Here is a 26,037-nt window from a genome sequence, read left to right on the forward strand (position 1 = left end):
TGTCTCCCCTCATCTTCTGCCAATGAGCAACGATCTCTTCGCGGCCGATCCTGCGCATCGGCCCTATGTGCCCCTGGCCGAGCGGCTGCGCCCGCGGACGCTGTCCGACGTGGTCGGGCAGTCGCATCTGCTGGGGCCGGACAAGCCCCTGCGCGTCGCCTTCGACTCGGGCCGGCCGCACTCCATGATCTTCTGGGGGCCGCCAGGCGTGGGCAAGACCACGCTGGCGCGCCTGATGGCGGACGGCTTCGACGCGCAGTTCATCGCCATCTCGGCGGTGCTGGGCGGGGTCAAGGACATCCGCGATGCCGTCACGGTGGCGCAGGTGGCGCAGGGCCAGGGACGCCGCACCATCCTCTTCGTCGACGAGGTGCACCGCTTCAACAAGGCGCAGCAGGATGCCTTCCTGCCCTATGTGGAAAGCGGGCTGTTCACCTTCATCGGCGCCACCACCGAAAACCCCTCGTTCGAGGTCAATTCGGCGTTGTTGTCGCGGGCGCGGGTGTACGTGCTGCAATCGCTTACCGCCGAGGAGCTGCAGCAACTGGTCGACCGCGCCGTGCAGGCCCTGAACGACGGGCTGGAAGAGGGCGAACGCATCCATGTCGAGGCCGACGCGCGTGAACAACTGGCGGCCTGGGCCGACGGCGACGCGCGCCGCCTGATCAGCGCGGTCGAAGTAGTGGCCGAGTCGGCGCAAGCCGCCGGCCGCGACACGGTGGACGCGGCCTGGCTGGAGATCTCGCTGTCGCAGAACCTGCGCCGCTTCGACAAGGGCGGCGACGCGTTCTACGACCAGATCAGCGCCCTGCACAAGTCGGTGCGCGGCTCCAACCCCGACGCCGCGCTGTACTGGTTCTGCCGCATGATCGACGGCGGCGCCGATCCCAAGTACCTCTCGCGCCGCCTGGTGCGCATGGCGGTGGAGGACATCGGCCTGGCCGATCCCCGCGCCACGGACCTGGCCGTGAACGGCGCCGATATCTATGAACGCCTGGGTTCGCCGGAAGGCGAGCTGGCGCTGGCGCAGGCAGTGGTCTACATGGCCTGCGCGGCCAAGTCGAACGCCGTCTACAACGCCTACAACCAGGCGCGCAAGTTCGCGGCCGAGCACGGCAGCGCGCCGGTGCCGATCCATCTGCGCAACGCGCCTACCAAATTGATGAAGCAGCTGGGCCATGGCAAGGCCTACCGCTACGCGCACGACGAGCCGCACGGCTACGCCGCCGCCGAGCAATATTTCCCCGATGGACTCAATCCCTCCTTCTATCGGCCGACCGATCGCGGCCTGGAGGCTAAAATCCAGCAAAAGCTGGCATTCCTGCGCGAGCTGGACGCGCAGGAACGCGCCAAGAAACGGTAACGGGCGCCGCCCGTTGCTTCACGCAACCTCACCGATATCACCATGCTAGACCCGATACTGCTGCGCAAAGACCTGCAAACCGTCGTAGACCGCCTCAAGAGCCGTGGCGTGTCCTTCGACACGGAACGGTTCAATGAGCTGGAATCCCGCCGCAAGGCCGTCCAGACCGAAACCGAGTCCCTGCAAGCCCGCCGCAACGCGCTGGCCAAGCAGATCGGCCAGCTCAAGGCCAAGGGCGAGGACGCCAGCGCCGTCATGGCCGAATCGCAGGCCGTGCCTGTGCGCCTGAAGCAGCTGGAAGAAGAGCTGGCCGCCTTGCAGCAGCCGCTCAACGAACTGCTGATGTCGGTGCCCAACCTGCCGCACGCCAGCGTGCCGCTGGGCGAATCCGCCGACGACAACGTCGAAGTGCGCCGCTGGCTGCCGGGCGCGGCTGGTGCCGACGGCAATCCGCCGGCCCTGGCCTTCGAGGCCCGCGACCACGTCGCCATCGGCGAACCGCTGGGCCTGGATTTCGACATGGCCGCCAAGCTGTCCGGCGCCCGCTTCTCGTTCATGCGCGGCCCCATCGCCCGCCTGCACCGCGCGCTGTCGCAGTTCATGCTGGACCTGCAAACGGGCACGCACGGTTATACCGAGTGCTACACCCCCTACATCGTCAACGCCTCGACGCTGTACGGCACGGGCCAGCTGCCGAAGTTCAAGGACGACATGTTCGCCGTGTCCAAGGGCGGCGGCGACGACGATCCCAAGGTCGACGATCAGGGCAAGCCGTACGTGCGTGAAGACCAGTACCTGATCTCCACCTCGGAAATCACCTTGACCAGCGTGGCGCGCGACACCATCCAGGCTGCCGCCGACCTGCCGCTCAAGCTTACGGCGCACACGCCGTGCTTCCGCTCGGAAGCCGGCAGCGGCGGCCGCGATACCCGCGGCATGATCCGCCAACACCAGTTCGACAAGGTCGAAATGGTGCAGATCACCCAGCCGGATCAGTCCTACGAGGCGCTGGAAGACATGGTGGGCCACGCCGAGCGCGTGCTGCAGCTGCTGGGCCTGCCGTACCGCGTGGTGCTGCTGTGCACGGGCGACATGGGCTTTGGTTCGGCCAAGACCTATGACCTGGAAGTGTGGCTGCCGGCGCAGAACACCTGGCGCGAGATTTCCTCGGTGTCGAACTGCGAAACCTTCCAGGCCCGCCGCATGCAGGCGCGCTTCCGCAATGCCCAGGGCAAGCCGGAATACGTGCACACGCTCAACGGTTCCGGTCTGGCTGTGGGCCGCGCGCTGGTCGCCGTGCTGGAAAACCACCAGCAAGCCGACGGCAGCGTGCTGATTCCGGAGGCGCTGCAGCCTTACATGGGCGGCGTGACGGTGCTGAATCCGGCGCCGAAAGCCTGACGTTTTTCAGCTGTCCATCCGTCATTTGACGGAGTAAAAGACGGAGCCTTCGGGCTCCGTTTTTTTTTATTATCTGTACATATTCCTGTCGCCTCACGCCATTAAGCTGACCGCGCGAGTGTTTGATTATGATGTGAGCAATTGTGTATTCCAATAAAAGGGCCGGATAGTTACGGCACAATATGCCCCGTGTGCTACACGCTTCATTCACTTAAATAACAAGGAGTTGCCCATGACTTCAAGAATGATTGGAGATTTTCGTGTGAGATGCTCCGTGGCTCAGGAAGACGAGCAGGGCTACCGCGTGCAGATATGGACCCGCCGTGTTGGCGGCACCGCGCCGGAAAAATGCTGGACCGTACCCGGACAGGCGCCGTTTTCGAGCCTGCACGAAGCCGAGCAGGAAAGCCTGCAACTGTTCCAAGGCATCAACGGCGTGCGTTTCAACGGTGAACCGGAGTTTGCCCATGCGTCCGCATAATGGTTGGTGGCGGTCGTCGAGCGAGCCCCGCCGTTGGATCGATCTCGTTCAGGAAACGCCGCGGTGGAGCGATGGCAAGGCCAGCAAAACCCCGCAGCAACCGGCCGTGCTGGCTGGCAAACCCGTGCAGGCGCCCGCAGCCTGAGGGGTATTTCACCGGGCACCGGACATTGCCCGCAGAAAAAAAGGCCACTCTTGCGAGTGGCCTTTGTCGTTTCCGGGGCAACCGGCCTGCGCTTGACGCGCGGCCCGCAGCTTAATCGTCGTGGTCGTGTCCGCGGCCCCGGCCGCGGTAATAATCGTGTCCATGTCCGCGCCCGCGGCCATAGTAGTAGCCGCGGTCATAGTAGCGGCCGCCGCCGCGGTAATACACCGGCGCCGGATAGACCACCGGCGGTGCGACGTACACCGGCGCGGGGCGGTAATAGACGGGCGGCGGGGGCGGCACGTATACCGGCTGCGGCGCGACGTAGACCGGCGCGGGGTACACGACCCCCGGTATGCCGATCGAGATGCCGACGTCCACCCGAGCCAGGGCGACGCTGGAGATCAGCAGACCAGCGGCACCAGCACCAGCGATAAGCCATTTTTTCATCTTGCACCTGCCTGCCGCGTGACGCAGCAAAGTTGAGTATTCGTTGAGCTTATTTTCGGGCTTTTTGCGCTGGCAGAAGTAAGCGGGCCGGCCTCAATCGCGACAATCCGCAACCGTCCCCGTCCAGGTGGCATGGGGCTTGCTGCCACGCAGCAGCGCAGGTCCGCTCTGACGCGGCCGCGATTGAAATGGATTGAAATCGTCTGGAATCAGGTGAAGCCGGATAGCCAGGTTACAGGCAGTCACCATCCGCCCCTGTTTCCGCGTAACGACGTTGCGCGGGCGCACCAGTTTTTGGGGGCGGGGCTAGGCGTCCTGTTCCCCGTCGACCTGTTGGCGGCGGAATTCGACCACCCAGACCCAGGGGTTCGCAGCCCAGGCATGCGAGCCGTAACGCTCGCACCAGGTCAAGGCGAAGGCGGTTTGCAGCGGCACGCCCGGCAGCAGGGCGGAGCTTTGGTACAGGGCTTGCGTGCCTTCGGCGCGGGCATCGGCTTCGGACAGCGTTTGCAGGCGCTGGACGCGCACCCCCACGATAACGGCGGTGGCGAAGGTATTGCCGGCTTCGTCGGTCAATTCGATGCTGTCGCCGGATTTTCCAAATGGACACCTGACCCAGCTGGAGGTTTTGCGCAATTCGGATGGATGATCCAGCGACGGGCCCATGGCTACCCATCTGCCGGAATCCGCAGCGTCCGCATACCAGACCGTGGTCAGTTTGGTCGGTTGCGGCTTGAGGATGCGCCGGCTCTGCACTTTACGGCCGTCCAAAACAGCTTGTTTAAGCGGCTCGCTGAATTGAAGAGACTGCCTTTTCATACGCTCGCGGTTCCTCCAACGATCAAAGCATATGCGCCAATGCGGCGACAGCCTGGTCGACGCATGCCTACTGTGCGGGCGGTTTGGGCCTGGAATCGGGAAGTATGCCGCCTCAACGCCATCATGTCAGGCATGACCTGGATTTATGTGTCTTTTTGAATACGGCGCGGGGATGTTTGTATACTCGAAACATGACTACGAACCTGCATGATCTCAAGCCGGGTTACTACTGGTACACCATGGCAAACGACCCGCTCGCCATTATTCATATCCATGAGGATGGCGGCGCCACGCTGATGGGTACGGATTACCGCATCGGCGCCGAAGGCGTGGCCGACATGGTCCGCCAGGGTGAACGCTTCTTCTGGATAGAACCGCCCCAAGCCTGAGCTTGATGGCGCGTGCCGCCTGGTCTGCGCAAGGCCGGCCGCCACGCGCGGCGCCTGGAATCCTGCCATGACCGATCTGTTTTTGAAGAATGTCCGCGCCCCGCAAGGCGGCGCGGTGGACGTGCTGGTGCTCGACGGACGTATCCAGAGCATCGGGTTCGGCCTCGCCGCCGCGCCCGGCGTGCCTGTCGAGGACGGCGCCGGCGCCTTGCTGCTGCCCGGCCTGGTCGAAGGCCATACGCACCTGGACAAGACCACCTGGGATTCGCCCTGGTACGTGAACGAAGTGGGCCCGGCGCTGACCGACCGCATCGAGAACGAACGCGTCTGGCGCGCCCGCAGCGGTCATGACGCGGCCAGCCATTCGCGCGCCCTGGCGCTGGCCTTCCTGCGCGAAGGCGCGACCCGCATCCGTACGCACGTGGATATCGATACCGATGCCGGGCTGCGCCACCTGGAGGGCGTGCATGCCACGCGCCAGGAGCTGGCCGGACGTGTCGAGATCCAGACCGTGGCCTTTCCCCAGTCGGGCCTGTTGATCCGGCCCGGTACGGCCGAACTGCTGGGCCAGGCGCTGGCGCAGGGCGCGGACGTGCTGGGCGGGTTGGATCCCTCGGCCATAGACCGCGATCCGGCGAGGTCGCTCGACGTGCTGTTCGGCCTGGCGGACAAGCATCACAAGCCTGTCGATATCCATCTGCACGAGCCGGGCGAATTGGGCGCCTTTACCCTGGACCTGATCCTGGACCGCGTCCAGGCGCTGGGCATGCAGGGCAAGGTCGTCATCAGCCACGCCTTCTGTCTGGGCGGCGTGGACGCCAAGCGGCTGGACGGCCTGCTGCGGCGGCTGGCTGCGCTGGATGTGGCCTTGCTGACGACGGCGCCGCCGTCGCGGCCCGTGCCGGCCGTGCGCGCCTGCCGCGAGGTGGGGGTGACGATCTTCGGCGGCAACGACGGCATCCGCGATACCTGGACTCCCTACGGCAGCCCCGACATGCTGGCGCGCGCCATGCTGATCGGCCTGCGCAACGACCTGCGGCGCGACGACGAGGTCGAATGGGCGTTCGATTGCGTGACCGCGGCGGCGGCCCGCGCCTGTGGTTTCGCGGACTATGGCCTGGCGCCGGGTTCGCGCGCGGATCTGGTGCTGGTCGACGCCAGCTGTATTGCGCAAGCCGTGGCGACGCGCGCGCCGCGCCGCCTGGTGGTGTCGGGCGGCGTGGTCGTGGCCCGCGACGGCCGCGACGCAAACGCACAGGACTGATCTTCCGGGCTCAGTCCAGGCCGAGCTGAGTCTCGGCCATTTCCACGAAGGCCTGCATCAGCGCCGAACGCACGCCGGAGCGCAGCCAGATCGCGCCCACGGTACGCACCGGGCAGGGCGGCGGCAGAGGCCAGCGCCTGACGCGGGCTGACGGTTCTCCGATGGTCGCCCAATCCGGCAGCAGCGCCACGCCCAATCCTTCCGACACCAGCTTGGCAATGGAATCGATTCCATCCAGCTCGAAGCGTACGTGCGGCCGCAGGCTGCGCGCGCGCAGGTAGTCGTCGGCCATCTTGCCGCCCACCACGCTGCGGTCATAGCAGATGTAGGGTTCGCGCGCGATGACTTCCAGCGGGTCGCGCACCTTCATGTCGGCCGGCGTGACCAGCACCAGCGGCTCTTGCCGCAGGTCGCGCCAGGCGCAGGTCTTGGGGATGGCGAACAAGGGATGCACCAGCAGCGCGCCGTCCAGTTCGCCGGACAGCACCTTGCCGTAGAGCAGGGTGGTGGGCGCCGGTTCTATGTAGATTTCAATATGGGGATGGCGCGCAGTCCAGGCGCGCAGCACGGGCGGCATGATGCCGGTCAGCGCGGTGGGCGTGGCGCCCAGGCGCAGCGGACCGGCCGGCAGTTCGGTGTCGGACGCGGCCGAACGCAGGTCGCGCACGTCGCGCAGGACGGCGCGGGCACGCTCCAGGATCCGCACGCCGGCCTGCGTGGGCTTCACCGTGCGGCCGGAGCGCGCGATCAAGGCGCTGCCCATGTCCGCTTCCAGCGCGCGCAGGCGCTGCTGCACCGTGGCGGGCGTCAGCCCCTGGTGGCGCGCGGCCTGGGCGATGGAGCCCAGTTCCACCACGTGCACATAGGTTTGCAGAAAGCGCGAATCCACGGGCCGGACCCTCCTGAAAAGATGTTTTTTCCATATTCTAAAGATGGATGAAGATAATTGTTGTTTTCTTTGGCCACGGCAAGAATACGGTCAGAGCGTTGAGGCCCCGCATGCCGCGCCGGCCCCGCCCGACCATCCCGATTACCAAGGAGCCAGTTGTGCCCATCATTGAATCCATAGACGTGTGCGCCGCCGCGGTGCCCCTGGACAAGGTCACCTCGTTTTCGAATCGCACCGTGTCGACGCGGCACTACGGCCTGGTGAAGGTCCGTTCCTCCGACGGCGTGGAAGGCATCGGCTTCTGCTACGTGGGCAGCGCCGGCGGCGCCATCTTTGAGGCCGCGGTGCAGAACCTGCTGGGTCCGGTGCTGCTGGGCAAGGATTCGCTCGCCGTCGAAGGCCTGTGGCAGGCGATGTACCAGGAAGCCCTGCTGCAAGGCCGGCAAGGCACGGTGATGCGCGCATTGAGCGCCCTGGATATCGCGCTGTGGGACCTGAACGCCAAGACCGTCGGCCTGCCGCTGCACAAGTATCTGGGCGCGGTCGAACTCGAAACCGTGCCGGCCTATGCCAGCGGCGGCTACTACCTCGACGGCAAGACGCCCCAGCACCTGGGCGAAGAAATGGCGAGCTATGTGGATAAGGGCTTTCGCGCCGTCAAGATGAAGACGGGCCGCCTGTCCCCGGCCGAGGAAGAGGCGCGCCTGAAGGCGGCGCGCGAGGCCATCGGCCCGGACGTCGAGTTGATGATGGACTGCAACAACGCCTGGCAGGACGTGACGCAGGCCATGCAGTACATCCGCCGCTTCGAACAGTACGATCCGTACTTCATCGAAGAACCCTTCGGCCCCGACGACATCGACAGCCACGCCAAGCTGGCGCGCCTGACGCGCCTGCCCATCGCCACCGCCGAGATCGGCTATGGCCGCTGGTATCACAAGGAGTTGCTGGACAAGGGCGCCGCAGGCATCCTGCAGACCGATGCCGCCGTCTGCGGCGGCATCACCGAATGGAAGCGCATCGCCGCCACCGCCGCCAGCTACGGCGTCGTGGTTTGCCCGCACTGGTTCCATGACGTGCATGCGCCGCTGGTCGCCGCGACGCCGAATGCGCGCTACGTCGAATTCTTCTGGGACGATCAGGTCCTGAACTTCCGCAGGCTGGTCGACCGCCAGTTGACGCACAAGCAGGGACGCGTGGTGCTGCATCAGGAGCCCGGCCTGGGTTTCGGTTTCGACGAGCGCATGGTCGAGCGCTACGGCAAGTGGAGCCGGGTCGCTGGCTGAGGGTAGGGGGCGCGGCCTGCCGGCCGCGCGCCGCAGCGCAGGAACATCGCAGCCAGGCCGCGCCAGACGGCCGGCAGCGGTGAGCAGTGACAGTATTCCAAGAACCAGTCGCCGGCCATCGGACCGGCGCGCGAGGAGACAGCAATGCAACGTAGGCAATTCATGACCGGCGCCGCGGCGCTGGGGGCCGCGCTGGTCCTGCCGGCGACGGCGCGGGCGCAAGACCTGCCGCAGGGGCCGGTGAAGATCGTGGTGGGCTTTCCCGCCGGCGGCGGCACCGACGTGCTGGCGCGCCTGCTGGGGCAGAAGCTGGGCGTGATGTGGAATATTCCCGTCATCGTCGAAAACCGCGCGGGCGCGGCCGGCATCATCGCCGCCGAACAGGTGGCGCGCCAGCCCAACGACGGCAATACGCTGTTGATGGCGCACGTCAACAGCCATGGGATCGCGCCGGGCCTGCAGCCCAAGCTGGCCTATTCGGTGGAGCGCGATTTCACGCCGATCGCCCTGGTCGGCAAGACGCCCACCATCTTGCTTGGCGGCGCCTCGCAACCCGCCAAGACGCTGCCCGAGCTGGTTGCGCTGTGCAAGGCGCAGCCGGGCAAGATCGTGTTCGGTTCGGCCGGCAGCGGTTCGGCGCAGCATCTGGCGCTAGAGATCTTCAAGGCCCGCGCGGGGATCGACGTGCTGCACGTGCCCTACAAGGGCTCGGCTCCCTTGATGAATGACCTGCTGGGCGGCCACGTGCAGTACTGCTTCGAAGGCATGACCACCGCCACGCCGCTGGTGCAGTCCGGCAAGGTGATCGCGCTGGCGCAGACCTTGCAGCAGCGCTCCAAGAGCCACCCCAACGTGCCGACCGTGGCCGAACAGGGCTATCCCGGATTCGAGGCCAGCATCTGGTTCGGCATGGTCGGTCCGGGCAAGATGCCCGCCGCCATGGTCCAACGCATGAACCAGGACATCGACCGGGTGTTGGCGATGCCGGACGTGCAGGAAAAGCTGGCGCAGGTGGGGGCGGAGGACGGCGGCGGCAGCGTCCAGCGCTTTGCCGACTTCATGAAGCAGGAGCAGCAGAAGTACGCCCAGACCATACGCGACGCGAAGATCGTGGCGGAGGGCTGAGGCGGCGCCAGTGAGCGGAAATTGATGGAGACATTGGCCCCCCAAAAAGTGTAAAAAGATATAACCTCGCCAGCCGGCGATCCCAGGGGACGGCCTCGATGCCGCGCAAGCTTGTAATCGGCATCGCCATCGCTCTCGCCGCCGCCGCGGCCCTGTTGCCCATCGGCTTCGCGCTGCACATGTCCTGGTCCCGCGCCGTCGCGGGCGAGCAGCGCTATCTGGACGACCAGGCTCAGCGCATCCTGAGGGACACCCAGGAGCTGCTGGACCAGACCGTGGCCACGCTACGCGATCTGGACGAGCTGGCATTCGAGCCCTGTTCGCCCCAGCACATCCGCCATATGCGGGCGCTGGCCCTGCGGGACCGGGCCGTGGACGATCTGGCCTATGTGGCGGGCGGGATCGTCCAGTGCACCACCTGGGGCGTGCCCAGCTACGAAGAGCCGCTGGTTCCGGCCCAGGTCGAACTGACCAACGGCGGACGCCTGTTGCTGGATGCGGTGCCCGTCTTGAGTCCCGGCATCAGGATGGTGGCGGTGCGCCACGGCGATTACAGCGCCTTGTTCGAACCCGGACGGTTCACTGAAAAGGCGCTCACGGACGGCGCGCAACTCGCCGTGGTCCTGCCGGGCGTGGGCATGCTGGGAACCCGCAACGACCCTGATCTCGTGCTGGTGTCGCAGGCGCTGAATGGCGGCAAGCTGGACATCGACGAGGCCTACCTCAGCGCCGTCGCGCGCAATGCGGACCTGGCCGTCGTCCTGCTCGAACCGCAGACCGAAGCGCTGGACATGCTGCCGCGCGAGCGCCTGTTCTGGCTGCCCATGGGGACGCTGGTCGCGGCCGCCATGATCGCGCTGGTCGTCTGGCTGTCGCGCCGGCGCCTGTCGATCGCGGGCGAACTGGCCGCCGGCATCAGGCGGCGGGAATTCGTCGTCCACTACCAGCCCATCATCGACCTGCGCACAGGCCGCTGCATCGGCGCCGAGGCGCTGGTGCGCTGGATCCGGCGCGGCGGCAAGACCCTGAGACCCGACCTGTTCATCTCGATCGCCGAAGACAACGGCCTGATGGCCCGCATCACCGAAGAGGTGTTTCGCCTGGTGATCCGGGATATGGAGGAGCTGCTGGGCGAGGACCGGGGAGCGCACATCTCCGTCAACCTGAGCGCCAGCGATCTCAAGGATGGCGGGGCATTGCGGGTGTTGCAGCGCATGCTGGAAGGCACGGTCATCGATCCGCGGCAGATCTGGCTGGAAGCCACCGAGCGCGGCTTCATGGACGTGGACAAGGCCTGCAGCGTCATCGAACAGGCCCGTGCGCAAGGCCATGCCGTGGCCATCGATGACTTCGGCACGGGCTACTCCAGCCTGTCCTATCTGCAGCGGCTGCCGCTGGACTCGCTGAAGATCGACAAGTCCTTCGTCGATACCATCGGCACCGATTCCGCGACCCACAAGGTCACGGACCACATCATCGACATGGCCAAGTCGCTGAACCTGCTGACCGTGGCCGAAGGCATCGAGCGCCAGGAACAGGAAGACCACCTGAAAGCGCGCGAGGTGGATTTCGGCCAGGGTTGGCTGTACGGCAAGCCCATGCCGGCGCCGGAGTTCATCGCGTACTACAAGAAAAACGTGGCCAGCACGCCGCCGCCCAGTCGGCTGCCCGACGCGCGGAGATGAGGCCGGCAGAAGCGCCTAGCGCGCCTGCGGCTCCACCCAGCCCGCCGTCGCCGAGATCGAGCGCGCCTTCTCGCTGAGCAGTCGCGCGGTATCGGATTGCAGGTCGTCGTCGATGGCGCCCACCGGCCCCATCAGCGTAATGGCGGCCTTCATCTCGCCCAGCATGTCGAATATGGGCGCGGACAGCGACGTGAAGTGCGGCAGCAGCGCGTCGCGGCAACGGCTGAGGTGGTGCTCCAGCACTTCCTCGCGGATGGCCTGCACGTCCTTTTGCGTATAGGACTTGCCGCCGTACCCGTCCGAGCCGGCTGAGGCCATTTCCTGTTCCAGCAGTTCGCGCGTGCTGGCTTCCGGCAGGTGCGCCAGGAAGTTGCGGCCCAGCGCCGAGGACAGCAGCGGCAGCACGCTGCCCACGCGCAGTTCCAGCAGCGGGCGGCTGCGGGCGCCTTCGACGCGGTAGACGATGGTCGGGCCCTTGTTGCCCCACACGCCCAGGAACACGGTGTGGCCGGTGATCGCGGCCACTTCGGCCATGATGGGCCGGGCGGTGGTGAATACGTCGAACTGTTCCAGGGCCGCCAGGCCCAGCCGCAGGGCATAGGGCCCCAGGCCGTAGTGGCCGGTATCCGCGTGCTGCTGCACCACGCCCACCTTCTGGAAGCTGACCAGGTAGTAGTGGACGTTGGGCACCGTCAATTCACAGGCGTCCGCGATTTCCTTCAGGGGCAGGGGACGGCCGGCCTTGCGGATGACGTCCAGGATCCGGAACCCCACTTCGATCGACTGGATGCCCCTGCGCGCGGCGGCAGGCGCCTGTTCCGCGTTCTTTTCCATCTTGCCGGCGGGCCTTGCCATTGCTGCCTCCACTGTTTTTCTGGCGCGAGTGTAGCAGCGGGGCGCCGCGCTTCCGGCCAGGAGGCGCGACCGTCGCGCCGGGTTTTCCCTAGCTTTTTCAGGCCTTGGTTTAAGTTTGATAATAGTTAATGACTACAGCATTATCAATCTAAAGCGATTGGGGAAAGCAGGCATGGAAGCGAATGTGGCAATGCAGCGGATCGACGCCGGTCCGACGCTCAGCAGGAAGGAGGAACGCCAGGTGGTGGTGGCCTCGACCCTGGGCACCTTGTTCGAGTGGTACGACTTTTTCATCTACGGGACCCTGGCCGTCTTCATGAGCCAGGTGCTGTTCCCGCAGGACAACCCCACCGTGGCGCTGCTGGCCGCGCTGGGCGCGCTGGCGGTGGGCTTCATCATCCGGCCCCTGGGCGCGGTGATGTTCGGCTACCTGGGCGACAAGCTGGGCCGCAAGTACACCTTCCTCATCACCGTGGTGATGATGGGCGGCGCGACCGTCCTGATCGGCTGCCTGCCCACCTATGAATCAGCCGGCCACCTGTCGTGGATCCTGCTGCTGACCCTGCGCGTGGTGCAGGGGCTGGCGGTGGGCGGCGAGTACGGCGGCGCGGTCATCTACGTGGCCGAACACTGCGAACCCAAGCGCCGCGGGCTGCTGACGGGCTGGATCCAGATCACGTCCTCGGCGGGCCTGATCCTGTCGCTGATCGTGATCCTGTGCACCCAGGCGTCCATGAGCGCCGAGGATTTCCGCCAGTGGGGCTGGCGCCTGCCGTTCATCCTGTCGATCGTGATGCTGGCGATTTCGATCTACGTGCGCGCCAAGCTGCACGAGTCGCCCGTGTTCACCCGCATGAAGCAGCAGAACCGCCTGTCCAAGAATCCGGTCAAGGAGACCTTCGGCCAATGGTCCAGCCTGCGGCTGGTGCTGCTGGCGCTGATCGGCGTCACCGCCGGCCAGGGCGCCACCTACTTCACCGGCCAGTTCTACGTCATGATCTTCATGCAGCAGGCCGTGCAGCTGGACCAGACCAGCGTCTACACGCTGATCCTGATCGGCTTCATCATCGGCGCGCCGACCTTTGTGCTGTTCGGCTGGCTGTCGGACCGCATCGGCCGCAAGTGGATCATGATGGTCGGCCTGTTCGTTGCCGCCATCGGCTACCACTCCATGTTCGACGTGCTGCTCAAGGCGGGCAACCCGGCCCTGGCGCAAGCCATGCAGAGCACGCCGGTGCGCGTGCATGCCGATACCAGCGGCGGCGCCTGCGACTTCGGGCTGCAGGCCGCCATGATCGGCAGCCATGCCGACCACAAGAAGGTCTGCGTGCAGGCCAAGAAATTCCTGGTGGGCAAGGGCATCAACTTTGAATACGCCGCGCCGCTGCCCGGCCAGAGCATCGCCATGAGCGTGGGCGGCACGACCGTCAACGGCTTTGACCGCGCCGCCTACACCAGCGCGCTGACGGCCGCCGGTTATCCGGAGCGCGCCGATCCCGCGCGCGTCGACCGCACGACCATCATCCTGATCCTGGTGCTGATGACGGCCGTGGTCGCCATGGTCTACGGCCCGGTGGCGTCCTATCTGGTCGAACTGTTCCCGGCCCGCATCCGCTATACGGCGCTATCCTTCCCGTACCACATCGGCGCCGGCATCTTCGGCGGCATCGTGCCCTTTACCGCCACCTATCTGGCCCAGGCCAGCGGCAATATCTTTGGCGGCCTGATGTATCCGGTCGTGGTGACCGCGGTGGTTGGCGTCATCGGCAGCCTGTTCCTGCCGAACACCCGTGCCCGCGCCATCGACGAAGACGCTGCACACTGAGAAAAAAGGAGAGACATGTCCACGCAACAGAGCTTCAAGGCTGCCGTCATCCAGGCGGCGTCCATTCCCACCGACAGCGTCGCCTGCGCCCAGAAAGCGGCATCCCTGATCCGGCAGGCGGCGGAGCAGGGCGCCCGCGTGCTGGTGTTCCCCGAGGCGTTCCTGGGCGGCTACCCCAAGGGCAACTCCTTCGGCGCGCCCATCGGCATGCGCAAGCCTGAAGGCCGGGACGCCTTCGCCAGCTATCACAACCAGGCCATCCGGCTGGACGGCGAGGAAGTCGCGTTGGTGGCCCAGGCCGCGGCCGACACCGACAGCTTCGTGGTCATGGGCTGCATCGAAGCCGACGGCGGCACGCTGTACTGCACCGTGCTGTACTTCAATGGCCGCGAAGGGCTGGCGGGCAAGCACCGCAAGCTCATGCCCACCGCCGGCGAACGCCTGATCTGGGGCTTCGGCGACGGCTCCACCATGCCCGTCTTCGACACCCCCTATGGCAAGATCGGCGCCGTCATCTGCTGGGAAAACTACATGCCCATGCTGCGCATGTACATGTACAGCCAGGGCGTGGCGCTGTATTGCGCGCCGACCGCCGATGACCGCGATTCCTGGATTCCCAGCATGCGCCACATCGCGCTGGAAGGCCGCTGCTACGTCCTCACGGCCTGCCAGCACCTGCGCCGCGATGCCTATCCCGACGATTTCGAATGCGCCTTGGGCGATGCGCCCGATACCGTGCTGATGCGCGGTGGCAGCGCCATCATCGATCCGCTGGGCGAAGTGCTGGCGGGTCCGGATTTTTCCGCCGAAACCATCCTGTACGCCGACATCAATCCCAACCAGATCCTGCGCGGCAAGTATGACTTCGACGTTTCCGGCCACTATGCCCGTCCGGACGTGTTCCAGCTGCAGGTCGACACGCGCGAAAAGCGCGCCGTGTCGGCGCTGAATGCCGGGCAGCAGGAGGCCTGATCCATGCATTTCGATTTCAGCGCCTTGCCGGCGCAGACGGTCTACAACGTGCTGACCTCGACCGTCACCCCGCGCCCGATCGCATGGCTCACCACGGTTTCCGGCAAAGGCGTTGTCAATGCGGCTCCGTTCAGCTTCTTCAACGTCATGGGGCATCAGCCGCCGACGGTCGCCATCGGCCTGATGCGCCATGCCAGCGGAGAACTGAAGGACTCCGGCGCCAACATCATCGAGAACGGCGAGTTCGTGGTGAACCTGGTGCCGGAGTCGCTGGTCGCGCAGATGAACCAGACCTGCGCCGATTACCCGGCGGACGTGGACGAGATGGCCGCGGCCGGCCTGACCGCGCTGCCGGCGTCCCATGTGCGTCCTCCGCTGATCAAGGGCTCCCCGGTGTCGCTGGAATGCGTCAGCCAGGCGACCATCGTGACCGGCCCGCGCCAGCTCGTGGTGATCGGGCGGGTGCTGGGCGCGCATGTCGACGATGCCTACGTGCTGGACGCCGAGCGCGGCTACATGGACACGCCGGCCATGGGGCTGATCGCGCGCATGCACGGCGGCGGTTGGTACGCGCGCAGCACGGACCTGTTCCAGCTGGCGCGGCCGACGGCGCCGTTGTGACACGCCAGGATTGCTGAGGAAAATGGCGGCTCGCTTGAGCCGCCTTTTTTTATGGACGACGAGTTGTAAGAGACAGGCTTCCCGGCGGTCCGTTTGCGTGGCGTCAAGGCCGCGCACCGCGAAGGATGCGAGATCGATGGCCGGCAGCCTGGCGCCGGCGACGCAAAGGGAAGAGCTTGCGTCAATTCGCTCTTCATTTCTCCCGATGCGGGCCAAATCCGCGCTGTTAGCATTCCGCCGGCTGTCTCGTCTGCCCTCGCAACAGAGGCTTTCGGCGGCATTTTTCATATACAACGGACATAAATTTGGGGGCGGATATCCAGGGGCTTACGGGCATCTGGCTTGCATTGGCGGCGGGGACTGCCCGGCGCCGAGCTTCTGCCTGGGTGCGTATCCGTGCTTGCCCCGGGAGTAGCCGGGAGCAATATGAACAACATGAAGCTTGGAACCCGTCTTGCGGGTGGATTCGCCATCCTGCTGGCCATGATCATCGTCATGTGCGTGGTGGGTCTGGTCAGTCTGGCCAACATCAACGAATCGGTCGAGACCGTCACGCAGCGTTCCCTGATCAAGGAACGCTTGATCAACGATTGGGCCCGCAACATCCAGTCCGGGGTGACCCGCACCACTGCGATCGCCAAGAGCGCCGATGCGAGTCTGGCCGGCTTCTTCGCGGAAGAAGCGGCGACCTCCACCCGTAATTCCTCGGCGCTGCAGCAGCAGATCGAGCCGCTGATCCAGAGCGATCAGGAAAAGGAGCTGTGGGAAGGCATCCGGAAATCCCGGGCGGACTACCTGCGCACCCGCGACGGCATATTCAAGGCCAAGCAGGAAGGCAATGTGCAGGCGGCCGACACAATTTTCAATCGGGAGTTCCTGCCGGCCACGCGCCAGTTCATCGATCAGATCACGCGTCTGTCCAGTCTGCAGCGCGCGGAAATCGACGCCCGCGCGGCCGACATAGCAGGCGCCTACGGCACGGCCAATCTCTGGATGATCATCATCGGCTCCGTTGCGGTAATCAGCGGGCTGTTGCTGGCAGTCCTGCTGACGCGCAGCATCACGCGCCCGCTGTCCGAGGCGGTGCGCGTGGCGCGCACGGTGGCCGCCAGCGACCTCACCAGTGCCATAAGCGTGACTTCGCGCGACGAGATCGGGCAATTGATGCGGGCGCTGGAATCCATGAACGCCAATCTGGCCGGCACCGTCGCCAGGATACGGGCGGGCGTGGACAGCATTGCGTCCGCTTCAGGCGAGATCGCCGCGGGCAACACCGACCTGTCTTCCCGGACCGAGCAGCAGGCTGCGTCCCTGGAGGAAACCGCCGCGTCCATGGAGCAGCTGTCTTCCACCGTGAAGCTGAACGCCGACCGCGCCGTGCAGGCGAACCAGCTGGCTTCGGCTGCGTCTGAAACCGCGGCGCTGGGCGGCTCCACGGTCACCGAAGTCGTCAGCACCATGAGCGCGATTTCGGCCAGTTCCGTCAAGATCGCCGACATCGTCTCCGTGATCGAGGGCATCGCCTTCCAGACCAACATCCTGGCCCTGAACGCGGCCGTGGAGGCGGCGCGCGCGGGCGAACAGGGCAAGGGCTTCGCCGTGGTCGCCGCCGAGGTGCGCACCCTGGCGCAACGCAGCGCCCAGGCCGCCAAGGAGATCAAGACCCTGATCGAAGACACCGTGCAGAAGATCGAGCAGGGCTCCGGCAGCGCGGAGCGCGCTGGCTCGACGATGCAGGAGATCGTCGGCGCGGTGCGGCGCGTGACGGACATCATGGGTGAGATCGCCGCGGCCTCCGCCGAGCAGGCCGATGGCATCGGGCACGTCAATCTGGCCGTGTCGCAGATGGACGAGGTGACGCAGCAGAACGCTGCCCTGGTGGAAGAAGCCGCCGCTGCCGCAGGGTCCATGCAGGATCAGACGGCGGAACTGACCCGGGCGGTCAGTGCGTTCAAGTTGCCGGGGGGTAGCCGGGCGGGCGTCGCCGTTGCGGCGCCGGCGGCCTTGCAGCTCGCGGCCTACTAGCCGGGAAACGCGGCAAAAGCCCCTCGAAAGGGGCTGGCGCAGAAAAACAAAAGCCCCTCGAAAGGGGCTTTTGAGTCGCACTTTTGAGTTCATCATCAGTGCTTGAATACTGGCGGAGAGGGTGGGATTCGAACCCACGGTACGGGGATACCGTACGCCTGATTTCGAGTCAGGTACATTCGACCACTCTGCCACCTCTCCTTGCTGGGTTTCGTAACGGCGGTTGTCCTGGCCGGGTTGCCCCAGAGCCGGGTCTTCCACTAAAGACCCCTGGTCGGAAGGATCTCGTTGTCGAAGCAGCGAAGCCCGCAATTCTACAGGATTTTTTTTGTTTGTGTAAAGGGGGTGGTTGAAAGTCCCCCACAGCGGGTTTCAACTGGCTTTCAGTGGCTGCGATCTTTGCCCAGAATTCCACTTGCCCGGCGTCCCTGCCCGGCACTCTTCTCGTCTCGGCGCTCATCCCGGAACCGCTAGTCCCATGGATCTCATCCTTATCCTTCTGCTTGCGGCCGTGCTGTGCGTGCCCTTGACCCAGCTGCTGGGCCTGGGCGCCATTCCGGGATACCTGCTGGCCGGCGTGCTGGTGGGGCCGTCCTGCCTCAGGCTCGTCACCAATGTGGACACCATGATCAATGTGTCCCAGTGGGGCGTGGTGATGATGTTGTTCATCATCGGGCTGGAGCTTTCGCCCAAACGCCTGTGGGCCATGCGCAACGAAGTCTTCGTGCTGGGTTCCTTGCAGATGCTGGCTTGTGGGCTGCTGCTGGCGGTGGTGTTCGGCGCGGCGCTGCGGCATCTGGCCGGCATGGAGTGGCAGGCGGCGATCCTTTGCGGCCTGTCGCTGGCCCTGTCGTCCACGGCGGTGGCCTTGCGGCTGCTGGACGAACGCGTGCTGACGCGCACGCCGCTGGGCAGGTCGGCGCTGGGAATACTGCTGTTCCAGGACATGGCGGCGATCCCCATGCTGGTGGCGGCGGGCTTGCTGGGCTCCGACGGCACCTCGGCGCCGTCCTTCAAGGAGGCGCTGATCGCCGTGCTGGTGGTCGCCGCCGCTTACCGTCTGCGCCTGCTGGGCTGGGCAGCCAAGGCGCAACTGAACGAATTGTTTACTGCCGCCGCCTTGTTGATGGTGGTGGGCGCTGCCCAATTGTTCGACTTCGCCGGCCTGTCCGCGGGCCTGGGGGGATTCCTGGTGGGCGTGCTGATGGCCGAATCGCGCTACCGGCACGATCTGGAAAAGGCGATCGACCCCTTCAAGGGCTTGTTGCTGGGCCTGTTCTTCGTGGCCATCGGCATGTCCGTGAACTTGAAGGTGGTGGCCAACCACTGGTCGTTCATCGCTGCGGGCGTACTCGCGCTGCTACTGGTCAAGGCCTTGATTCTTTATGGATTTTCCCGCTTTCTCGGGTTGCCGCGCTATCACCGGCTGCTGTTTGCGCTGGCGTTGGCGCAGGGCGGCGAGTTCAGCTTTGCCATCTTCAATGAAGCCTGGGACAACAATCTGGTGAACCTGGAACAGCGCGACGTGCTGTCCGTCATCGTGGCGATTTCGATGGGCGTGGTGCCGATGCTGATCAAGCTGCTGGAACGCATACCCGAAAACCGGGGCGGCATGGCCGATCTGCCAACGGCGGAATCGGCCCAGGACGAGACGCCGAAACCTCCTGCGCCGCGCGACACTCCACCCGCTGCTTGACCCTGCGGGCCGTGCGGGCATGGCATGATTGCCGTCATGCCGGGCAGCTACACTTGACCCTTGCTTGGCCCGTCCAATGTGCCCGACCACAGGAGAATGCTCATGCTTAAAGGAAAAGTCGCCCTTGTCACCGGTTCCACCAGCGGCATCGGCCTGGGTATCGCCACTGCCTTTGCCCAGCAAGGCGCCGATATCGTCTTGAACGGCTTCGGCGATGCCGCCGAAATCGAAAAGCTCCGCGCCAGCCTGGCTGACAAGCATGGCGTGAAGGTCATCTACGACGGTGCCGACCTGTCCAAGGGCGCGGCCGTGCGCGAGCTGGTCGAGAACGCCGTGCGCCAATTGGGCCGCATCGACATCCTGGTCAACAACGCCGGCATCCAGCACACCGCCTTGATCGAAGATTTCCCCGCCGAAAAATGGGACGCGATCCTGGCGCTGAACCTGTCGGCCGTGTTCCACGGCACCGCAGCAGCCTTGCCGCACATGAAGAAGCAGGGCTTCGGCCGCATCATCAACATCGCCTCGGCCCATGGCCTGGTGGCTTCGGCCAACAAGTCGGCCTACGTGGCCGCCAAGCATGGCGTGGTCGGCTTCACCAAGGTGACCGCGCTGGAAACGGCCGGCCAGGGCATCACCGCCAACGCCATCTGCCCGGGCTGGGTGCGCACGCCGTTGGTTGAAAAGCAGATCACCGCGCTGGCGGAAAAGGATGGCGTCGATCAGGAAACCGCCGCACGCGAACTGCTGAGCGAAAAGCAGCCGTCGCTGCAATTCGTGACGCCAGAGCAACTGGGAGGCACCGCCGTGTTCCTGGCTTCGGATGCCGCCGCGCAAATCACAGGTACGTCCGTCTCGGTCGATGGCGGCTGGACGGCACGCTAAAAAGGAATTCCGGAATGCTGTTTTTGCTTTCTCCCGCCAAGAAGCTGGATTACGACTCGCCGCTGCACATCGAGACGCATACCCAGCCGCTGTTCGTGGACCAGGCCGCCGGCCTCATCAAGGTGCTGAAAACCAAGTCGGCCGAGGATATCTCCGAGCTCATGAGCCTGAGCCCGGCGCTGTCCAAACTCAACGTGCAGCGCTACGCCCACTGGAAGCGCAGCTTCACGCAGGCCAACTCGCGCCAGGCGGTGCTGGCCTTCAACGGCGACGTCTACGAAGGGCTGGAGGCCGCCACCCTGTCGGCCAAGCAGCTGGACTGGGCGCAGGAGCACGTGGCCATCCTGAGCGGCCTGTATGGCGTGCTGCGTCCGCTGGACCTGATGCAGCCGTACCGCCTGGAAATGGGCACGCGCCTGGCCACGCCCAAAGGCAAGAACCTGTACGAGTACTGGGGCCCGGCCATCGCCGACTATCTCAACGAACGGCAGGCCGGCCAGAAGGCGCCCGTGATCGTCAACCTGGCGTCCGAGGAGTACTTCAAGTCGGTCGACCTGAAGACGCTGAAGGCGCGTGTCGTGCAATGCGTGTTCCAGGACTGGAAGAACGGCGCCTGGAAGGTCATCAGCTTCCACGCCAAGCGCGCGCGCGGCCTGATGGCGCGCTACGCGATCCTGCACAAGGTGTCCAAGCCCGAAGGCCTGCAGGGGTTTGACCTCGAAGGCTACAAGTTCGACGCCTCCGCCTCGTCGGAAGACAAGCTGGTGTTCCGCCGCAAGGTCTGATCCGGTCCCGGGCCTCGCGCCCGGGTTCTTCCCATTACGCCAGATCAAGCGGCGGCAGTCACGCAGCCGCCGCCACGGGGGGCGCGTGCGTGGGATCGGCCAGCGCGTGCAGTTCCTGGCGGATCATGTGCGTCGCCTTCAGCATCTGCTTGACCGGATAGACCAGCGCGGCCTGTTCGCCTTCGGTGTCGAACTGGGTCGGCAGACCGGTGGGCGCCTGCACCCGATTCTCGTCCAGCAGGTCCACCATGCCGGTCAGCGCCCGCTGCACGGCTTCGGGCGTGGCCGGCAGGCCGGCCAGAATGGGGATGGCCGCCGTAATCTGCGAGGCCAGGATGTGGTTCTGGATCAGCAGGTTGTTGAGCTCCGGCACGCTTACCTGATGCGAGGTGGGCTCGCTCATCATGCGGTAGAACGCCTCGGCGAAATTGCTGAAGGAGATGTGCACGTTCTTGCGCGCCAGCCGCCAGGCCAGGTCGGCGTCCGTGACCGCCGGAGTCTCGCCGGCGGCGGCGCCCACGGGCGCGCCGTGGGCTTGCATGGCCTCGACGTAGCGCAGACCGGCGATCAGGTATTCGCGGTTGGCGCGCGTGGCCGCGGCCGCCAGCGGCTTCAGGTAGCGGGCTTCCCACCAGGGCAGGATGTAGCTGCAGATCAGCGCCAGCGCGCAGCCGATCAGCGTATCGATGGCGCGTTCGCCGATCACCGACATGGACACCGTGCCCGGCGACACGAAGTGGAACACCAGCACCACGAACAGCGTGTTGAAGGTGGCGCTGGCCATGTAGTTCAGCTGCACCAGGCTGTTGCCCATGATGCAGGCCCCCAGCAGCGCGGCGAACAGCAGTTCGGGCCGGTCGGTCAGGTTGAACAGCAGCAAGGCCAGGATGCAGCCGATCAGCGTGCCCGTCAGGCGCCAGCTATTGCGCTGTCGCGTCAACGCGAAGCCCGGCTTCATGATGATGACGATCGTCAGCATGATCCAGTAGTTGTGCGCGGAGAACGCTGGCGACAGCCACTGGCTGGCCAGCGTCATCGCGATGGCCGCGGCCGCCGTGACGCGCAGCGCGTAGCGGAAGTGCGGCGAGTCCAGGCGCAGGTTGCTGGTCAGGAGCCCCACGCGGAATTCCTGGCGCGAAATGAAGCGCGTCAGCGACTTGTTGATGCGCAGCACGTCGGTGGGCTTGGCGTCGGGCGAGGCGGCGGTGTGGTCGGCCAGGCGGTCGACGATGCGCGCCGAATTGCGCAGCCGGCGCAGCACCTGGACGATCAGCGCCAGCATCTCGGGCTCGCGTTCGCCCAGGCCCTGCTGCTTGAGCTGTTCGATCTCGTATTCGATGGCGCGCAGTTCGGCCTTGGCGCTGCTGCGGTACTGCACCTTGCGCCCGCGCGACACGTCCAGCGCGATGCGGTTGAGCTCCAGCGACATCTTCACCAGCGCGTCGCGCATGAACATCAGGCAGTCGCTGCCGGCCAGCGCGCGGCGCAGCGCCGCGTAGTCGGTGTGCGTGGCCACCAGCGTGTCCAGCAGCTGCAGCATGTCGACGAACATGTTCCAGATCATCACGCGCTGGCGGTCGCCCAGGCCCTTGCCGCGGGGCAGGGCGCGCAGCACCATGTCGCGCGCCGCCTGGTGCTTTTCTGTCATGACGGATTGGCGCTGGATCAGCTCGCGGTAGGCGTCGTCCAGGTCGGCGGTTTCATCGTAGAAAGTGGCGCGCGCCGCCACGTAGTCGGCGGTGGCGAAGAGCGCCACCGACATGGCCTGCTGCTCTTCGCGCAGCCAGAACAGGCGCGAGAAGCCCAGGCTGAACGCGACATAGAACAGCGCCCCGCCCAAGGTGGCCGCGGCGTGCGCCAGCACCTCGTGCGGCGCCAGCGGGGAGTGCATGGTCAGGGTCATCAGCAGCAGGCCGGCAAAGCCGATCAGCCCGCCGCGCTTGCCGAACACCGTGAACATCGAATAGACGAAACACTGCGCGATGACCGCCAGCCAGATCAGCACGGGGTGCGAGGATGCGAGGCCGGTGATGACGACCGTCAGCGTGCCCAGCGCCGCGCCGCCCAGCATCTCGTTGGTGCGGTGGCGCTGCGGCCCGCCCGGCTGGTCGATGATGGCCAGGCATTGCGCGCCGAAGGTCGCGACCAGTCCGGTGGTGTAGTTGCCGAAGAGGCCGCCCAGCACCAGCACGGGCAACAGCATTCCCACTCCCTGACGCACCCCTCCGAAGAAGTAGTGGCTGTAGAGGAAGCGGCGGATGCTGGCAATGCGCAAATCCATGGGCAGGGGCTCGGTTCAGGACGACGAAACAAGTATAGAGAGACTGTCCCATATTTTTTGCCGCCGGGCCGCCCCAAGGAAAAAAACGCCCCCTTGGGGGGCAGCAAGCGCGTAGCGCGCAGCGTGGGGGTTTTTCCGGGGCCAGATGGTTACCGAACCTTCCGCGCAACGCTGCGGGAAAGGTCGATTTGCTACCTTTGACGCAACGCGGTAAATTGCTCCACTTGCATCGGTCTGCCTATCCGAAACCGGTGCGTTGAGGCGGATTGCCAGGGTCACCTCCCAGCCATCCCGCAGCAGTTACACCTGCCGTTGGCCGCGCCACAAGCGTGTGTTGCCAAGGCTTCCATTTCGACCTCCAGCGTCCCCAAGGGGCGTTTGCACTGCGTTCTGTCGAGCGTGTGCCGGGTCGGCAAGGTGTCCGGGTGGCGTGGCTCCGTGAGCCGCAAAGCGCCGGATCATGTTGTCGGGACCGGTATGGGTTCAGTTGCCGCCGTATCCGGGCGAGCAGCAGTCAGGGTTGCAGGGCCGGTACTGAAAGGAATGACAACATGGAACTGAATGGCGCCGATATCGTCGTGCGCTGCCTGGCCGATGAAGGCGTGGAACACGTTTTCGGCTACCCCGGCGGCGCGGTGCTTTACATCTACGACGCGATTTTCAAGCAAGACAAATTCCAGCATATCCTGGTTCGTCACGAGCAGGCCGCCGTGCACGCCGCCGATGCCTATTCGCGCTCGTCGCAAAAGGTCGGCGTCTGCCTCGTGACCAGCGGACCGGGCGTGACTAATGCCGTCACCGGCATCGCCACCGCCTACATGGATTCCATCCCCATGGTCATCATCAGCGGGCAGGTGCCCACTGCGGCCATCGGCGAGGACGCCTTCCAGGAATGCGACACCGTCGGCATCACGCGTCCCTGCGTCAAGCACAACTTCCTTGTGCGCGACGTCAAGGACCTGGCCGAAACCATGCGCCGCGCGTTCTACATCGCGCGCACCGGCCGTCCCGGCCCGGTGCTGGTGGATATCCCCAAGGACATCACCATCGCGCAGTGCAAGTACACGCCGCCCAAGGGCGAGATCTCGATGCGCTCCTACGCGCCCGTCAACAAGGGCCACCAGGGGCAGATCAAGAAAGCCGTGCAGATGCTGCTGGCCGCCGAGCGGCCCATGATCTACACGGGCGGCGGGGTCATTCTGTCGAACGCCGCGCCCGAGCTGAACAAGCTCGTGTCGCAACTGGGCGCGCCTTGCACCAGCACCCTGATGGGTCTGGGCGGCTACCCGGCCAGCAGCGGCCAGTTCGTCGGCATGCCCGGCATGCACGGCACGTACGAGGCCAATATGGCGATGCAGCACTGCGACGTGCTGCTGGCCATCGGCGCCCGTTTCGATGACCGCGTGATCGGCAACCCCAAGCACTTCGCCCAGAACGCGCGCAAGATCATCCATATCGATATCGATCCCTCGTCGATCTCCAAGCGCGTGCGCGTGGATGTCCCGATCGTCGGTAACGTCAAGGACGTCCTGGCCGACCTCAGTGCGCAGTACGACATTGCTGCAGCCGAGCACAAGCCCGCCCCGATCGCCAAGTGGTGGGAGCAGGTCGAGTCCTGGCGCGGCAAGGAATGCCTGAAGTTCGCCAACTCTGACGAAGTCATCAAGCCGCAGTTCGTGGTGGAAAAGCTCTGGGAAGTGACTGGCGGCGACGCCTTCGTGACTTCCGACGTGGGCCAGCACCAGATGTGGGCCGCGCAGTACTACAAGTTCGACAAGCCGCGCCGCTGGATCAACTCCGGCGGCCTGGGCACCATGGGCGTGGGCCTGCCGTACGCCATGGGCGTGCAGATGGCCAATCCTGGACACGACGTCGCCGTCATCACCGGCGAAGGCTCCATCCAGATGAACATCCAGGAACTGTCGACCTGCCATCAGTACCGCCTGACGCCGAAGATCATCTGCCTGAACAACCGCTTCCTGGGCATGGTCCGGCAGTGGCAGCAGATCGACTACGGTTCGCGCTACTCCGAGTCCTACATGGATTCGCTGCCCGATTTCGTCAAGGTGGCCGAGGCCTATGGCCACGTGGGTCTGCGCATCGAACGCCCGGCGGACGTCGAGCCGGCGCTGCGCGAAGCGTTCAAGAAGCACAAGGATCGCCTGGTGTTCCTGGACTTCATCACCGACCGCACCGAAAACGTGTGGCCGATGGTCAAGGCCGGCCGCGGGCTGACCGAAATGCTGCTTGGCTCTGAAGACCTGTAAGGAGGCCACCCATGAAGCACGTGATTTCCGTCCTCCTCGAAAACGAACCCGGCGCGCTGTCGCGCGTGGTGGGCCTGTTTTCCGCGCGGGGCTACAACATCGAGACCCTGACCGTGGCGCCTACCGAGGACTCCACGCTGTCGCGCATGACCATCGTGACCACCGGTTCCGATGAGATCATCGAGCAGATCACCAAGCACCTGAACCGCCTGGTGGATGTGGTCAAGGTCGTCGACCTGACCGAAGGCGCGCACATCGAGCGCGAGCTGATGCTCGTGAAGGTGCGCGCGGTCGGCAAGGAGCGCGAGGAAATGAAGCGCATGGCGGATATCTTCCGCGGCCGCATCATCGACGTGACCGACAAGTCCTACACCATCGAATTGACCGGGGTGCAGGAAAAAGTACAGGCCTTCCTGGAGGCTCTGGACCGCAGTGCAATCCTTGAAACCGTGCGCACCGGCGTGTCCGGCATCGGACGCGGTGAACGGATTTTGAAGATTTGACCGGCCTTCCAGGCCAAGCCGCACC

Annotated in this window: 22 protein-coding genes and 1 tRNA gene; 17 read left to right on the forward strand and 6 right to left on the reverse strand. The window is 65.4% G+C overall.

Annotation, left to right across the window (positions count from 1 at the left end; all coding sequences use genetic code 11):
• Window positions 1-22: 22 nt before the first annotated feature.
• The 3 genes from ACM1PE_RS01915 to ACM1PE_RS01925 all read left to right on the forward strand — a co-directional run bounded on the left by ACM1PE_RS01915 (window position 23) and on the right by ACM1PE_RS01925 (window position 3,245).
• Entirely contained in the window at window positions 23-1,363 is a 1,341-nt protein-coding gene (locus ACM1PE_RS01915) for a replication-associated recombination protein A (protein ID WP_054450116.1), read from the forward strand.
• Between the two features lie 42 nt (window positions 1,364-1,405).
• A complete protein-coding gene (gene serS, locus ACM1PE_RS01920) occupies window positions 1,406-2,764 on the forward strand; it encodes a serine--tRNA ligase (protein WP_419342463.1) in 1,359 nt (452 codons plus the stop codon).
• Window positions 2,765-2,996: 232 nt separating this feature from the next.
• Window positions 2,997-3,245, forward strand: a complete 249-nt coding sequence (locus tag ACM1PE_RS01925; RefSeq protein WP_082400638.1) for a hypothetical protein — start codon at window positions 2,997-2,999, stop codon at window positions 3,243-3,245.
• Between the two features lie 256 nt (window positions 3,246-3,501).
• Here ACM1PE_RS01925 and ACM1PE_RS01930 read toward each other — a convergent pair whose 3' ends face one another.
• Both ACM1PE_RS01930 and ACM1PE_RS01935 read right to left on the reverse strand, forming a co-directional pair.
• Entirely contained in the window at window positions 3,502-3,840 is a 339-nt protein-coding gene (locus tag ACM1PE_RS01930; protein ID WP_059373816.1) for a virulence factor, read from the reverse strand.
• Between the two features lie 306 nt (window positions 3,841-4,146).
• The gene (locus ACM1PE_RS01935) at window positions 4,147-4,659 is read right to left on the reverse strand and encodes a hypothetical protein (protein WP_059373817.1); all 513 of its coding nucleotides are present in this window, start codon (window positions 4,657-4,659) and stop codon (window positions 4,147-4,149) included.
• 191 nt (window positions 4,660-4,850) lie between these two features.
• Here ACM1PE_RS01935 and ACM1PE_RS01940 point away from each other — a divergent pair, with 191 nt between their 5' ends.
• Window positions 4,851-5,048, forward strand: coding sequence for a hypothetical protein (locus ACM1PE_RS01940; RefSeq protein ID WP_013391913.1), 198 nt, complete (start codon window positions 4,851-4,853; stop codon window positions 5,046-5,048).
• 67 nt (window positions 5,049-5,115) lie between these two features.
• A complete protein-coding gene (locus ACM1PE_RS01945; RefSeq protein ID WP_419342464.1) occupies window positions 5,116-6,312 on the forward strand; it encodes an amidohydrolase family protein in 1,197 nt (398 codons plus the stop codon).
• A gap of 10 nt (window positions 6,313-6,322) precedes the next feature.
• Here the strand turns inward: ACM1PE_RS01945 and ACM1PE_RS01950 are convergent, their stop codons facing one another.
• On the reverse strand, window positions 6,323-7,201 hold the full coding sequence (locus tag ACM1PE_RS01950) for a LysR family transcriptional regulator (protein ID WP_059373819.1): 879 nt from the start codon (window positions 7,199-7,201) through the stop codon (window positions 6,323-6,325).
• A gap of 158 nt (window positions 7,202-7,359) precedes the next feature.
• Here ACM1PE_RS01950 and ACM1PE_RS01955 point away from each other — a divergent pair, with 158 nt between their 5' ends.
• The 3 genes from ACM1PE_RS01955 (at window position 7,360) to ACM1PE_RS01965 (ending at window position 11,297) form a co-directional block, all read left to right on the forward strand.
• Window positions 7,360-8,487, forward strand: a complete 1,128-nt coding sequence (locus ACM1PE_RS01955) for a mandelate racemase/muconate lactonizing enzyme family protein (RefSeq protein WP_054450128.1) — start codon at window positions 7,360-7,362, stop codon at window positions 8,485-8,487.
• 144 nt (window positions 8,488-8,631) lie between these two features.
• A complete protein-coding gene (locus ACM1PE_RS01960; protein WP_059373820.1) occupies window positions 8,632-9,612 on the forward strand; it encodes a Bug family tripartite tricarboxylate transporter substrate binding protein in 981 nt (326 codons plus the stop codon).
• A 98-nt stretch (window positions 9,613-9,710) separates the two neighbouring features.
• Window positions 9,711-11,297, forward strand: coding sequence for an EAL domain-containing protein (locus ACM1PE_RS01965; protein ID WP_059373821.1), 1,587 nt, complete (start codon window positions 9,711-9,713; stop codon window positions 11,295-11,297).
• A 15-nt stretch (window positions 11,298-11,312) separates the two neighbouring features.
• Here ACM1PE_RS01965 and ACM1PE_RS01970 read toward each other — a convergent pair whose 3' ends face one another.
• Window positions 11,313-12,152 (reverse strand): IclR family transcriptional regulator, encoded by an 840-nt coding sequence (locus ACM1PE_RS01970; protein ID WP_059373822.1) that lies wholly within the window; start codon window positions 12,150-12,152, stop codon window positions 11,313-11,315.
• 172 nt (window positions 12,153-12,324) lie between these two features.
• Here ACM1PE_RS01970 and ACM1PE_RS01975 point away from each other — a divergent pair, with 172 nt between their 5' ends.
• From ACM1PE_RS01975 to ACM1PE_RS01990, 4 genes are all read left to right on the forward strand, one after another.
• Window positions 12,325-13,977, forward strand: a complete 1,653-nt coding sequence (locus ACM1PE_RS01975; RefSeq protein WP_251877652.1) for an MFS transporter — start codon at window positions 12,325-12,327, stop codon at window positions 13,975-13,977.
• A 15-nt stretch (window positions 13,978-13,992) separates the two neighbouring features.
• Window positions 13,993-14,949, forward strand: a complete 957-nt coding sequence (locus ACM1PE_RS01980; RefSeq protein ID WP_118931708.1) for a carbon-nitrogen hydrolase family protein — start codon at window positions 13,993-13,995, stop codon at window positions 14,947-14,949.
• Window positions 14,950-14,952: 3 nt separating this feature from the next.
• Window positions 14,953-15,570, forward strand: coding sequence for a flavin reductase family protein (locus tag ACM1PE_RS01985; RefSeq protein WP_059373825.1), 618 nt, complete (start codon window positions 14,953-14,955; stop codon window positions 15,568-15,570).
• Between the two features lie 435 nt (window positions 15,571-16,005).
• A complete protein-coding gene (locus ACM1PE_RS01990) occupies window positions 16,006-17,595 on the forward strand; it encodes a methyl-accepting chemotaxis protein (RefSeq protein WP_306633992.1) in 1,590 nt (529 codons plus the stop codon).
• A 110-nt stretch (window positions 17,596-17,705) separates the two neighbouring features.
• Here ACM1PE_RS01990 and ACM1PE_RS01995 read toward each other — a convergent pair.
• Window positions 17,706-17,796 (reverse strand) — tRNA-Ser (locus tag ACM1PE_RS01995).
• Window positions 17,797-18,073: 277 nt separating this feature from the next.
• Between ACM1PE_RS01995 and ACM1PE_RS02000 the strand changes: the two genes are divergently transcribed.
• The 3 genes from ACM1PE_RS02000 to yaaA all read left to right on the forward strand — a co-directional run bounded on the left by ACM1PE_RS02000 (window position 18,074) and on the right by yaaA (window position 20,961).
• Window positions 18,074-19,291 (forward strand): cation:proton antiporter, encoded by a 1,218-nt coding sequence (locus ACM1PE_RS02000; RefSeq protein ID WP_419342465.1) that lies wholly within the window; start codon window positions 18,074-18,076, stop codon window positions 19,289-19,291.
• Window positions 19,292-19,393: 102 nt separating this feature from the next.
• Window positions 19,394-20,176 carry a 3-hydroxybutyrate dehydrogenase gene (locus ACM1PE_RS02005; protein WP_059373828.1) on the forward strand — a complete coding sequence of 261 codons (783 nt, stop codon included), beginning with the start codon at window positions 19,394-19,396 and terminating at the stop codon, window positions 20,174-20,176.
• A gap of 14 nt (window positions 20,177-20,190) precedes the next feature.
• A complete protein-coding gene (yaaA, locus tag ACM1PE_RS02010; protein WP_419342466.1) occupies window positions 20,191-20,961 on the forward strand; it encodes a peroxide stress protein YaaA in 771 nt (256 codons plus the stop codon).
• A gap of 58 nt (window positions 20,962-21,019) precedes the next feature.
• Here yaaA and ACM1PE_RS02015 read toward each other — a convergent pair whose 3' ends face one another.
• A complete protein-coding gene (locus ACM1PE_RS02015; protein WP_419342467.1) occupies window positions 21,020-23,242 on the reverse strand; it encodes an FUSC family protein in 2,223 nt (740 codons plus the stop codon).
• 497 nt (window positions 23,243-23,739) lie between these two features.
• On the opposite strand from ACM1PE_RS02015, the gene ACM1PE_RS02020 reads away from it, so the two are divergent.
• The gene (locus tag ACM1PE_RS02020) at window positions 23,740-25,509 is read left to right on the forward strand and encodes an acetolactate synthase 3 catalytic subunit (RefSeq protein ID WP_255423500.1); all 1,770 of its coding nucleotides are present in this window, start codon (window positions 23,740-23,742) and stop codon (window positions 25,507-25,509) included.
• An 11-nt stretch (window positions 25,510-25,520) separates the two neighbouring features.
• Complete coding sequence (ilvN, locus tag ACM1PE_RS02025; protein WP_054450173.1) at window positions 25,521-26,012, forward strand: acetolactate synthase small subunit; 492 nt, start codon at window positions 25,521-25,523, stop codon at window positions 26,010-26,012.
• The last annotated feature ends 25 nt before the right edge of the window (window positions 26,013-26,037 follow it).

The organism is Achromobacter sp. PD1 (genome assembly GCF_048541815.1).
In the GTDB taxonomy this organism is placed as follows: Bacteria; Pseudomonadota; Gammaproteobacteria; order Burkholderiales; family Burkholderiaceae_B; genus Achromobacter; species Achromobacter bronchisepticus_A.

Excerpts from the sequence above, each read along its gene's own strand:
- ACM1PE_RS01915 (WP_054450116.1), top strand. The coding sequence starts at position 23 with ATGAGCAACGATCTCTTCGCGGCCGATCCTGCGCATCGGCCCTATGTG.
- serS (WP_419342463.1), top strand. The coding sequence starts at position 1,406 with ATGCTAGACCCGATACTGCTGCGCAAAGACCTGCAAACCGTCGTAGAC.
- ACM1PE_RS01925 (WP_082400638.1), top strand. The coding sequence starts at position 2,997 with ATGACTTCAAGAATGATTGGAGATTTTCGTGTGAGATGCTCCGTGGCT.
- ACM1PE_RS01930 (WP_059373816.1), bottom strand. The coding sequence starts at position 3,840 with ATGAAAAAATGGCTTATCGCTGGTGCTGGTGCCGCTGGTCTGCTGATC.
- ACM1PE_RS01935 (WP_059373817.1), bottom strand. The coding sequence starts at position 4,659 with ATGAAAAGGCAGTCTCTTCAATTCAGCGAGCCGCTTAAACAAGCTGTT.
- ACM1PE_RS01940 (WP_013391913.1), top strand. The coding sequence starts at position 4,851 with ATGACTACGAACCTGCATGATCTCAAGCCGGGTTACTACTGGTACACC.
- ACM1PE_RS01945 (WP_419342464.1), top strand. The coding sequence starts at position 5,116 with ATGACCGATCTGTTTTTGAAGAATGTCCGCGCCCCGCAAGGCGGCGCG.
- ACM1PE_RS01960 (WP_059373820.1), top strand. The coding sequence starts at position 8,632 with ATGCAACGTAGGCAATTCATGACCGGCGCCGCGGCGCTGGGGGCCGCG.
- ACM1PE_RS01965 (WP_059373821.1), top strand. The coding sequence starts at position 9,711 with ATGCCGCGCAAGCTTGTAATCGGCATCGCCATCGCTCTCGCCGCCGCC.
- ACM1PE_RS01970 (WP_059373822.1), bottom strand. The coding sequence starts at position 12,152 with ATGGCAAGGCCCGCCGGCAAGATGGAAAAGAACGCGGAACAGGCGCCT.
- ACM1PE_RS01975 (WP_251877652.1), top strand. The coding sequence starts at position 12,325 with ATGGAAGCGAATGTGGCAATGCAGCGGATCGACGCCGGTCCGACGCTC.
- ACM1PE_RS01980 (WP_118931708.1), top strand. The coding sequence starts at position 13,993 with ATGTCCACGCAACAGAGCTTCAAGGCTGCCGTCATCCAGGCGGCGTCC.
- ACM1PE_RS01985 (WP_059373825.1), top strand. The coding sequence starts at position 14,953 with ATGCATTTCGATTTCAGCGCCTTGCCGGCGCAGACGGTCTACAACGTG.
- ACM1PE_RS01990 (WP_306633992.1), top strand. The coding sequence starts at position 16,006 with ATGAAGCTTGGAACCCGTCTTGCGGGTGGATTCGCCATCCTGCTGGCC.
- ACM1PE_RS02000 (WP_419342465.1), top strand. The coding sequence starts at position 18,074 with ATGGATCTCATCCTTATCCTTCTGCTTGCGGCCGTGCTGTGCGTGCCC.
- ACM1PE_RS02005 (WP_059373828.1), top strand. The coding sequence starts at position 19,394 with ATGCTTAAAGGAAAAGTCGCCCTTGTCACCGGTTCCACCAGCGGCATC.
- yaaA (WP_419342466.1), top strand. The coding sequence starts at position 20,191 with ATGCTGTTTTTGCTTTCTCCCGCCAAGAAGCTGGATTACGACTCGCCG.
- ACM1PE_RS02015 (WP_419342467.1), bottom strand. The coding sequence starts at position 23,242 with ATGGATTTGCGCATTGCCAGCATCCGCCGCTTCCTCTACAGCCACTAC.
- ilvN (WP_054450173.1), top strand. The coding sequence starts at position 25,521 with ATGAAGCACGTGATTTCCGTCCTCCTCGAAAACGAACCCGGCGCGCTG.